At 64.4% G+C, this 10,136-nt stretch carries 10 protein-coding genes; 7 read left to right on the top strand and 3 right to left on the bottom strand.

Going from position 1 to position 10,136, the window contains the following annotated elements:
* Positions 1-199: 199 nt before the first annotated feature.
* On the bottom strand, positions 200-553 hold the full coding sequence (gene uraH / locus ACYJSS_RS26005; protein ID WP_111260831.1) for a hydroxyisourate hydrolase: 354 nt from the start codon (positions 551-553) through the stop codon (positions 200-202).
* A 405-nt stretch (positions 554-958) separates the two neighbouring features.
* On the opposite strand from uraH, the gene puuE reads away from it, so the two are divergent.
* The 7 genes from puuE to ACYJSS_RS25970 all read left to right on the top strand — a co-directional run bounded on the left by puuE (position 959) and on the right by ACYJSS_RS25970 (position 8,556).
* On the top strand, positions 959-1,888 hold the full coding sequence (gene puuE, locus ACYJSS_RS26000; protein WP_111260832.1) for an allantoinase PuuE: 930 nt from the start codon (positions 959-961) through the stop codon (positions 1,886-1,888).
* On the top strand, positions 1,885-2,400 hold the full coding sequence (gene uraD, locus ACYJSS_RS25995) for a 2-oxo-4-hydroxy-4-carboxy-5-ureidoimidazoline decarboxylase (protein ID WP_111260833.1): 516 nt from the start codon (positions 1,885-1,887) through the stop codon (positions 2,398-2,400). Before puuE ends, uraD begins: the two co-directional genes overlap by 4 nt.
* Before the next feature lie 55 nt (positions 2,401-2,455).
* Positions 2,456-3,451, top strand: coding sequence for an allantoicase (gene alc / locus ACYJSS_RS25990; protein ID WP_111260834.1), 996 nt, complete (start codon positions 2,456-2,458; stop codon positions 3,449-3,451).
* 64 nt (positions 3,452-3,515) lie between these two features.
* On the top strand, positions 3,516-4,019 hold the full coding sequence (locus ACYJSS_RS25985; protein WP_111260835.1) for an ureidoglycolate lyase: 504 nt from the start codon (positions 3,516-3,518) through the stop codon (positions 4,017-4,019).
* 53 nt (positions 4,020-4,072) lie between these two features.
* Positions 4,073-5,383: a urate hydroxylase PuuD gene (locus ACYJSS_RS25980; RefSeq protein ID WP_111260836.1), complete on the top strand. Its 1,311-nt coding sequence runs from the start codon at positions 4,073-4,075 to the stop codon at positions 5,381-5,383.
* A gap of 256 nt (positions 5,384-5,639) precedes the next feature.
* On the top strand, positions 5,640-6,986 hold the full coding sequence (locus ACYJSS_RS25975) for a nucleobase:cation symporter-2 family protein (RefSeq protein WP_111260837.1): 1,347 nt from the start codon (positions 5,640-5,642) through the stop codon (positions 6,984-6,986).
* Positions 6,987-7,734: 748 nt separating this feature from the next.
* The gene (locus tag ACYJSS_RS25970) at positions 7,735-8,556 is read left to right on the top strand and encodes an outer membrane protein OmpK (protein ID WP_111260838.1); all 822 of its coding nucleotides are present in this window, start codon (positions 7,735-7,737) and stop codon (positions 8,554-8,556) included.
* 80 nt (positions 8,557-8,636) lie between these two features.
* Here the strand turns inward: ACYJSS_RS25970 and ACYJSS_RS25965 are convergent, their stop codons facing one another.
* Together ACYJSS_RS25965 and ACYJSS_RS25960 are read right to left on the bottom strand one after the other, a co-directional pair.
* Positions 8,637-9,086: a PA2169 family four-helix-bundle protein gene (locus ACYJSS_RS25965; protein ID WP_111260839.1), complete on the bottom strand. Its 450-nt coding sequence runs from the start codon at positions 9,084-9,086 to the stop codon at positions 8,637-8,639.
* Positions 9,087-9,272: 186 nt separating this feature from the next.
* On the bottom strand, positions 9,273-10,100 hold the full coding sequence (locus ACYJSS_RS25960) for a substrate-binding periplasmic protein (RefSeq protein WP_371921685.1): 828 nt from the start codon (positions 10,098-10,100) through the stop codon (positions 9,273-9,275).
* Between the last annotated feature and the right edge of the window lie 36 nt (positions 10,101-10,136).

The raw sequence follows: 10,136 nt of genomic DNA, 5'->3' as shown, positions 1-10,136 counted from the left end.
CCCGACCAAATGCGAACCACTCGTCAGATCGGGCGGGCTGGAGAAAGGCGGCAAATGCTAACCGACCGGACAGTCGATGGAAGCCAATCAAGGCTCCTTTACCCGTTAGGAAATTTCCGAGTCGCAGGCAAAAAAAAGCCCGCAGTGTGAACGGGCCGGGAAAAAGGACTCGCTGATGAGTCAGGGGGTAAGACGGTTACTAGCTGCCGCGATAGGTGGAGTAGCTGTAGGGGGAGATCAGCAGCGGCACGTGGTAGTGGTCCTGCTCGGCGCTGATGCCGAAACGCAGCACGACCACATCGAGGAAGGCCTGCTCGGGCAGCTTCACGCCACGCTTGCGGTAGTAGTCGCCGGCGTGGAAATGCAGCTGGTAGACGCCGGTGGCGTAGTCATCGCCCTGCAGCAGGGGGGCGTCGCAACGGCCGTCGTCATTGGTGGTGGTGCGGGTGATCAGCTCCAGGCCGCCATTCTCGACGCGGTAGAGCTCGATGCTGATGTCGCTGCCGGGGCAACCGTGGGCGGCATCCAGTACGTGGGTAGTCAATCGTCCCATTGTTTTCCGGGCTCCCGCTGCGGTCATCGACCGGCGACAGCCACACCTCCTCTTCTCGTTGAAATCGGTGCATCGGGAGTGCCCAAGCCCTGAAAAGGGGCGTTCCGGGAACTGCGATGCGCCAAATATAAGACATTATTCATAAAAATTGTACACAATTATTCGAGAATTTTTATCGCCCCGACGGCGGCTGGATTCGCCAGCACCATTTTGATGCAGACCGGCATAGAGCAAGGGTTGTATTGCAAAGAACTGACCAATCAGGCAAGTTTTTTGCAAACCTGCAGGACGTCGACCTGGACAAATATTTCATTTACAAAACTCGATGACGTTTGTATACAATCACTCATCGCGTTCGCGCAGCCCGGCTCCGCGAACCCTCCACAGACAAGAAGGAATCCAGTAGTGAGCCTCGACTACCCCCGCGACCTGATCGGCTACGGCAGCAATCCCCCGCATCCGCACTGGCCGGGCGAGGCACGCATCGCCCTCTCCTTCGTCCTCAACTACGAGGAAGGCGGTGAGCGCAACATCCTCCACGGCGACAAGGAATCCGAGGCCTTCCTCTCCGAGATGGTCGCGGCGCAGCCCCTGCAGGGCGCGCGCAACATGAGCATGGAATCCCTCTACGAGTACGGTAGCCGAGCCGGCGTCTGGCGCCTGCTCAACCTGTTCAAGAAGCACGACATCCCGCTGACCATCTTCGCCGTCGCCATGGCCGCACAGCGCCACCCGGACGCCATCCGCGCCATGGTCGAGGCCGGCCACGAGATCTGCAGCCACGGCTACCGCTGGATCGACTACCAGTACATGAGCGAGGAGCAGGAGCGCGAGCACATGCTCGAGGCCATCCGCATCCTCACCGAGCTGACCGGCGAACGCCCGCTGGGCTGGTACACCGGCCGTACCGGCCCCAACACCCGTCGCCTGGTGATGGAGGAAGGCGGCTTCCTCTACGACTCCGACACCTACGACGACGACCTGCCCTACTGGGACCCGGCCAGCACCGTGGAGAAACCGCACCTGGTGATCCCCTACACCCTCGACACCAACGACATGCGCTTCACCCAGGTGCAGGGCTTCAACAAAGGCGACGACTTCTACGAATACCTGAAGGACGCCTTCGACGTGCTCTACGCCGAAGGTGCAGCCGGCGCGCCGAAGATGCTCTCCATCGGCATGCACTGCCGCCTGCTGGGCCGCCCCGCGCGCCTCGCCGCCCTGGCCCGCTTCATCGAATACGTGAAGAGCCACGACAAGGTCTGGTTCGCCCGCCGCGTGGACATCGCCCGCCACTGGCACACCATCCACCCTTTCCAAGGCAACGCCCAATGAGCAGCTTCCAGAAGATCACCCCGTCCAGCCTGTCCCGCGAGGCCTTCGTCAGCGCCTTCGCCGACATCTACGAGCACTCGCCCTGGGTCGCCGAGAAAGCCTACGACCTCGGCCTGGATGCCAGCGTCGACCAGATCGACGGCCTGCACCAGCGCATGTCCGACATCCTCCTCAGCGCCAGCCACGACGCCCAGCTGGCCCTGATCAACGCTCACCCGGACCTGGCGGGCAAGGCCGCCGTCCGAGGCGAGTTGACCGAAGCCAGCACCAGCGAACAGGCCGGCGCCGGCATCCACGAATGCACGGCTGAAGAGTTCGCACGCTTCACCGAGCTGAACGACGCCTACAAGGCCAAGTTCGGGTTCCCGTTCATCATGGCGGTGAAGGGCAGCAATCGGCACCAGATCCTGGCGGCCTTCGAGGAGCGCATCCACAACACCCCCGAAGCCGAGTTCAGCCGGGCCCTGGCCGAGATCAACAGGATCGCGCTGTTCCGCCTGCAGCAGATGTGACCCTGGCTGCACGCACGCCGGACACGCCGATGCCCCAGTTCCAAGGCAGACCCTGATGAAGAGCTACGCAGTACCCTTCGAGAAGTACATCAACCTCGCCGACGCCCGTCTCGGGACCCGAGCCCTCTCGGTCACCGACGACTGGTTCGCCGACGTCAACCGCCTGTTCCAGCCGTCCGCGGCCGTGTGGAAGGAAGGCGTGTTCGACGACAACGGCAAGTGGATGGACGGCTGGGAATCCCGTCGCAAGCGTTTCGAAGGTTACGACCATGCCGTGATCCGCCTGGGTGTACCGGGCTCGATCAAGGGCCTGGACATCGACACCAGCTTCTTCACCGGCAACTACCCGCCGTCCGCGTCCCTCGAAGGCTGCTTCGTGGCCAACGGCGACCCGGACGAGAACACCCAGTGGAGCGACGTGCTCGGCGCCGTGGAGCTCAAGGGCGACAGCCACCACTACCACGCGATCGACAACGACCAGGCCTTCACCCACCTGCGCTTCAACATCTACCCCGATGGTGGTGTGGCGCGCCTGCGCGTATACGGCGTGCCCCATCGCGACTGGAGCGCGGTCGGCGACAACGAGCAGGTCGACCTCGCCGCCGCCCTCAACGGCGGCCGCGCGCTGGCCTGTTCCGACGAGCACTTCGGCCGCATGGGCAACATCCTCAACCCGGGCCGTGGCATCAACATGGGCGACGGCTGGGAAACCGCCCGCCGCCGTACGCCTGGCAACGACTGGGTGATAGTCGCCCTCGGCCACCCCGGTGAGATCGAGCGCATCGTGGTCGACACCCTGCACTTCAAGGGCAACTACCCCGACAGCTGCTCGATCCAGGCGGCCTTCGTCAAAGGCGGCACCGACAGCCAGATCGAGACCCAGAGCCTGTTCTGGCGCGAGCTGCTGCCGAGCCAGAAGCTCTCGATGCACGCCGAACACGAATACACCGAACAGATCCGGGCCCTCGGCCCCGTCACCCACGTACGCCTGAACATATTCCCGGACGGAGGCGTCAGTCGCCTGCGCCTGTTCGGCAAGGTGGCCAGATAACGCCGGGCCACTCCCGGCCCCCCCGTCACCGTGGCGGGGCGACAGCAAGGACAAGAAGCACAGCATGCGCACTCTCAAGATCGAGCCCCTGACCAAAGAAGCATTCGCCCCGTTCGGTGACGTCATCGAAACCGAAGGCAGCGAGTTCTTCATGATCAACAACGGCTCCACCCGCCGTTACCACAAGCTGGCCACCGTCGAAACGGCCCAGCCGGACGACAAGGCGATCATCAGCATCTTCAGCGCCGAATCCCTGGAGATGCCCCGCCCCATCCGCATGCTTGAACGACATCCGCAGGGCAGCCAGGCCTTCATACCGCTGCTCGGCAACCCCTTTCTGGTCGTGGTCGCGCCCGTTGGCGATGCACCTGTACCGGGTCTGGTCCGTGCCTTCCTCACCAATGGCAGGCAGGGCGTTAATTACCATCGCGGCGTCTGGCACCACCCGGTGCTGACGATCGAAAAGCGGGATGACTTCCTGGTGGTTGATCGCAGTGGTTCCGGCAACAACTGCGACGAGCATTACTTCACCGAGGACGAACAGCTCTTCCTCGACCCCCACCACTAATAAGAGAAGCCCAGCGATCGCCGTGCCGATCGTTCGGGAAAGAGGTACGTACTGTGGAAGCACATCTGACCGAATGGCTGAACCTGAGCATTCGCTGGGTTCACATGATCACCGGTATCGCCTGGATCGGCGCATCGTTCTATTTCGTCTGGCTGGAGAACAACCTCAACCGCAAGGCCCCGCGCGACGGGCTGGCCGGTGACCTGTGGGCGATCCACGGGGGTGGCATCTACCACCTGGAGAAATACAAGCTCGCCCCGCCGAAAATGCCGGACAACCTGCACTGGTTCAAATGGGAGGCCTATTTCACCTGGCTGTCGGGCGTCGCCCTGCTGACCGTGGTGTTCTACCTGAACCCGACCCTGTACCTGATCGCCCCCGGCCTCGACCTCGCCCCGGCGGCGGCCATCGCCATCGGCGTCGGTTCGCTAATCGCCGGCTGGTTCATCTACGACCTGCTGTGCGACTCGCCCCTGGGCAAGCAGCCCGCCCTGCTCGGCCTGATCCTCTTCGTGCTGGTGATCGGCGCGGCCTGGGGCTTCACCCAGGTGTTCAGCGGTCGCGGTGCCTACATCCACGTCGGCGCGCTGATCGGCACCATCATGGTCGGCAACGTGTTCCGCATCATCATGCCGGCCCAGCGTGCGCTGGTTAAGGCGATCGAAGAGAACCGCACCCCGGACCCGGCGCTGCCGGCCAAGGGCCTGCTGCGCTCGCGCCACAACAACTATTTCACCCTGCCGGTGCTGTTCATCATGATCAGCAACCACTTCCCGAGCACCTACGGCAGCCAGTACAACTGGCTGATCCTGGCCGGGATCGCGGTGATCGCCGTCCTCGTGCGCCACTATTTCAACACCCGTCACGAGAGCAACAAGTTCGCCTGGACCCTCCCGGCCGGCGCCCTGGGCATGATCTGCCTGGCCTTCGTCACCTCGCCGAACTACAAGGCCGCCACCGCGCCCATCGCCAACGTCGCCCCGGCGACCGCACCGGCCCAGACCGAGGCCGCGTCCCCGGCAGCTACCCCCGAAGGCAGCAAGCCCGCCGAGCAGGCCCAGGCACCGGCCCAGCCCGCCACCGCCCAGGCCAACGCCGGCGCCGCGGACTTCGACAAGGTCCACAGCGTGATCCAGGAGCGCTGCTCCGTCTGCCATTCCGCCAAGCCCACCAGCCCGATGTTCACCGCGGCCCCGGGCGGCGTGATGTTCGACACCCCGCAGCAGATCCAGGCCATGGCACCGAAGATCCAGGCTCAGGCCGTCGCTACCCAGATCATGCCGCTGGGCAACATCACCCAGATGACCCAGGCCGAGCGTGACCTGATCGGTTCCTGGATCGCACAGGGCGCCAAGACCAACTGATCTCGACCACGACGGGCCGCATCCCCAAGCTGCGGCCCGTACTTCAAGCCTGCCCCAGGCAGGCTTTTTTTACCGTCTTCCGGCAAGGCGTTCCGGTGCACGTCCAGCATCAGGCCCTGCCCTTTGTTCCGCGTGCCCCCGTCCACCGCCCACAGCTGGGCCTGGATGGCAGAAACATGAATACCAGGATCGCAGCCGGCCTTTGCCGGCTGCGGCCTATAAGGCTCAACAAAAACAAAAGCGCCAGAGGTGTTGCATGACCAAGCTGACCGAGCCCGAGCTCGCCATTCCGCCCGCCGATCAACACCTGCCTCTGCTGCAACTCCTGCTCGTCGGCATCCAGCACGTGCTGCTGATGTACGGCGGCGCCGTGGCCGTGCCGCTGATCGTCGGCCAGGCGGCCGGCCTGTCCCGCGAGGAGATCGCCTTCCTGATCAACGCCGACCTGCTGGTGGCCGGTATCGCCACCCTGGTGCAGTCGATCGGCATCGGCCCGGTGGGCATCCGCATGCCGGTGATGATGGGCGCGAGCTTCGCCGCCGTCGGCAGCATGGTGGTGATGGCCGGCATGCCCGGGGTGGGCCTGCAGGGCATTTTCGGCGCTACCATCGCCGCCGGCTTCTTCGGACTGCTGCTGGCCCCCTTCATGGCGCGCATCGTGCGTTTCTTCCCACCGCTGGTCACCGGCACGGTGATCACCTCCATCGGCCTCACGCTCTTCCCCGTGGCGGTGAACTGGGCCGGCGGCGGCAGCAAGGCGGTGCAGTTCGGCGCCCTGGAATACCTGGCGGTGGCCGCCCTGGTGCTGGGCATCATCCTGCTGGTGAACCGCTTCATGCGCGGCTTCTGGGTCAACGTCTCGGTACTGATCGGCATGGCCGTGGGCTACATCGTCTCCGGCGGCATGGGCATGGTCGACCTCACGGGCCTGGAGCAGGCGCCCTGGTTCCAGGTGGTCACACCGCTGCACTTCGGCATGCCCAGGTTCGAGCTGGCACCCGTGCTGTCCATGTGCCTGGTGGTGGTGATCATCTTCGTCGAGTCCACCGGCATGTTCCTCGCCCTGGGCAAGATCACCGGCCGAGAGGTCTGCCCCAAGGCCCTGCGCCGTGGCCTGCTGTGCGACGCCGGCGCCTCCTTCTTCGCCGGCTTCTTCAATACCTTCACTCACTCCTCCTTCGCCCAGAACATCGGCCTGGTGCAGATGACCGGCGTGCGCAGCCGCTACGTCACCGCCGTCGCCGGCCTGTTCCTGATCACCCTCAGCCTGCTGCCCAAGGCCGCCTTCCTGGTCGCCTCCATCCCGCCCGCCGTGCTCGGCGGCGCAGGGCTGGCGATGTTCGGCATGGTCGCCGCCACGGGCATCAAGATCCTCCACGAGGCCGACATCACCGACCGCCGCAACCAGCTGCTGGTGGCCGTGAGCATGGGGATGGGCATGGCACCGGTGGTGCGCCCCGAGTTCTTCGCCCACCTGCCCCACTGGATGGAACCCATCACCCACAGCGGCATCGCCATGGCCACCGTCAGCGCGCTGGTGCTCAACATCCTGTTCAACATCCTGGGCGAGAAGGAGCGCAGCCGACACTGCGCCGCCCACTGAGCCTTGCTCCCACCTGGATGCACCGACCCGGTGAGGACAGGACTTCCAGCCCGCCTACAAAGCGGGCTTTTTTATGGGCATCCGCCTTCGAACGGAACGACAAGGCACGTAGGGGGTTCGATTCCGCGCCATTGGGCCTCGCTGCGCTCCGCGCCAACCTACGTTTCAGGCGTTAGCCGCGTGCTTTACAGGGCGTTCGCGGGAGGCATGTGACGAGTCGATCGGTCGCAGGCAAAACGGCCGATTTTATGTACACAATTTTGATTTGTTTTGTTACACAGCCTGTAAACAGGATGCTATATTCGCAAAACCTGACCCGCAGTTCAGATTCTGGACGCGAGGCAGCCAGCGGGACGGCTGTAACCCGCAAGCCCACGACCTACAAAAACAACAGGCAGGCTTTGAACGATGAACCCATCCGCCCAGACCGGCACATCCGGCGCCGTCCGCCGTTCCGACCGCGACACGCCCACTGTCCTGCCCTCCCCGTTCACGACATTCCCCACCGCGGCCTTCCCCCACGAGGCACGGTGCATTTCGCACGACGCAGCCGAACAGCCCAGCGCTGAAGATCGCCCGTCGCCGCCCCGGAATCCGAAGACCGACCGCGTCGTCATGCCGAGCTGACGCCAGGACGGCCAACCCGGAATCCCTCCATGCATCCAGCAAGACCGCCCCGCTCTGCGGGGCGGCTTCCTGCCGGCTGCGTAGAGGCCAACCTGAAGCCCTGAAAAATAAGGAAAACCGCATGAACCTGAAGCATCTGCCTCACTGCATCGCCCTGACCGCAGGCCTCCTGGCGGGAGGGCAGGCCATGGCCGACGGCCCGCTGCTGTGGCAGAACAACAGCGTCACCTACCTGTACGGCAAGGATTTCAAGGTCAACCCGGAAATCCAGCAGACCTTCACCTTCGAGCACGCCAGCGGCTGGACCTGGGGCGACCTGTTCATCTTCGCCGACCAGATCAACTACAACGGCAAGGCCGACGCCAATGCGGGCAACAACACCTACTACGGTGAAATCCAGCCGCGCCTGTCGTTCGGCAAGCTGTTCGACCAGAAGATCGCCTTCGGCCCGGTGACCGACGTGCTGCTCGCCGCCACCTACGAGCGTGGCGAGAACCGCACCCAGAACTACCTGCTCGGCCCGGGCTTCGACCTGGCCATCCCCGGCTTCGACTACTTCCAGCTGAACTTCTACTACCGCAAGCCCGACGGCATCACCAACAACCCCGCCGGCCAGTGGCAGGTCACCCCGGTGTGGTCGTACACCATCCCCGTCGGCAACTCCGACATCCTCATCGACGGTTTCATGGACTGGGTGTGGAACAACAAGGACGGCAGCAGCAGCCGCCCGAACGACCTGCACGCCAACCTGCACTTCAACCCGCAGATCAAGTACGACCTGGGCAAGGCGCTGGACCTGGGTGCCAAGCAGCTCTACGTCGGTGTCGAGTACGACTACTGGAGCAACAAGTACGGCATCGACGACGACAGCTTCCTCGGTGACGAGATCCTCGGCGGTACCGACCAGAACACCGCCAGCCTGCTGGTCAAGGTGCACTTCTGATAGCACCTGCTGCATGAAAAAAGGGATGGCGCGAAACGCCATCCCTTTTTCGTTGGCGGCAATGCCGCCGATACCCGCCGTCAGCTGGCGCGGGCCAGGTTGCGCAGGGCCTTGATCTGGTCATGGTTGCGCTGCACGCCGAGCAGTTGTTTCTCGACGATGGAGCGAGCCGGCGGCGGCAGCTCCTTGCCCAGCGCATCCTTGTAGGCCTTCAGCGCGACATCTTCGCCGCGCTCGCATTCGTTGAGGATGGCGGCATCGTCCTTGCCGGTCACCAGGGCCTTGAGATCGACCCAGCGACGGTGCAGGGCACCGGCCACGCTGGAGGAGGTCTCCGGGTCACCACCCATGGAACGCACCACCTGCTGCAGCTCGGCAGCGGCGCGGGCGCACTCCTGGGCGCGCTGGGTAAAGGTGGCTTTCAACTGGGGGTTCTTGACGTCCTCGGCGCATTCGAGAAACCCCTTTTCGCCGTCCTTGCTGGTTTCGATCAGGTCGTTGAGAACGGAGATAGCCTTGTCGTTATCCATCGTGCTTTCCTCTTTTTCCGGTAGGGATTCCAGCCGAGTTTCTTCCTCAGCCACTCAGGAAGATGGACCGGACGGGTTTTCCGATGGTTCAAGGTTTCGGCAACGAGGCATGACGGAACGGCTCGCGCTGAGCGCGACGAGCCGGCGGGGCAAGGGGCCGTCCGTGCGGTGCGGCCCGTTCGTCGGTCAGGGCCTGGCGGGGTCGTCCTTGCGCTTCTGCCGCTCCAGGTAGTCCACCTTCCACTGCTCCAGCCCCATGTACTCGGTATCGAGGTTGGCCTCGACGCGATGGTGCGCCTTGAGCGCATCCACTTCCGCCTTGTGCGACACCAGGAAGCGGTCGAAGCGCTGCACCAGCTCCGGGTGCCGGGAACTGGAGAGGTGGAAGGTGCCGCGGGTGTGCGGCAGCGACGGGTCGAACACCAGCGCACCGGGGCGGGCGCGGATGTTGTCCAGGTAATAGGTGGCGACCACCACGTTGAAGTAGGCACCGTCGGCCTGCTTCTTCAGGGCCTGGCGGATCATCTGCCGCAGGTCGCTGCCCTGCACCGGCTGCACCTTGCCCTCGTCGATACGCGACTGGTAGCCACGGGGCGTCCAGCCCTGCACCAGGGCCAGGCGCCGCAGGGTCTCGATGCCCTGCCCGACCCGCTTGGGGTCCACCAGCACGCCATCCACGTAACCCACCACCGGTGCGCTGTAGGCCATGGGCTTGCCGGCCTTGACGTCATCCGCCCACTCGGGGCTGTCCGGGTACTTCAGGTCCACCTCGCCCTTGACCAGGCGCCCGGCAAGCTCGGTGACCGGCAGCGCGCGATAGCTCAGCTCGATGTGCTCGGCCTGCGCGAACAAATCCAGCACCTCGCGGGCGAAGCCGCGGTATTCACCCTGTTCGTCGACCCAGTAATGCGGCTGGAAGGACAGGCGTTCGACGCCCACGACATAGCTTTCCCCATGGGCCGCACCCAGGGGCAACAGGCTGGCCAGCAGCCAGCCCAGATAGCTCGCTCTCAAAGGACTCTCCTCGTCTTCGGGTAGGGTGCCGGCCGC

Source organism: Pseudomonas sp. No.21 (assembly GCF_054558415.1).
Note: the sequence above shows the minus strand (reverse complement) of the source record. Positions and strands in the feature narration are given on the sequence as shown.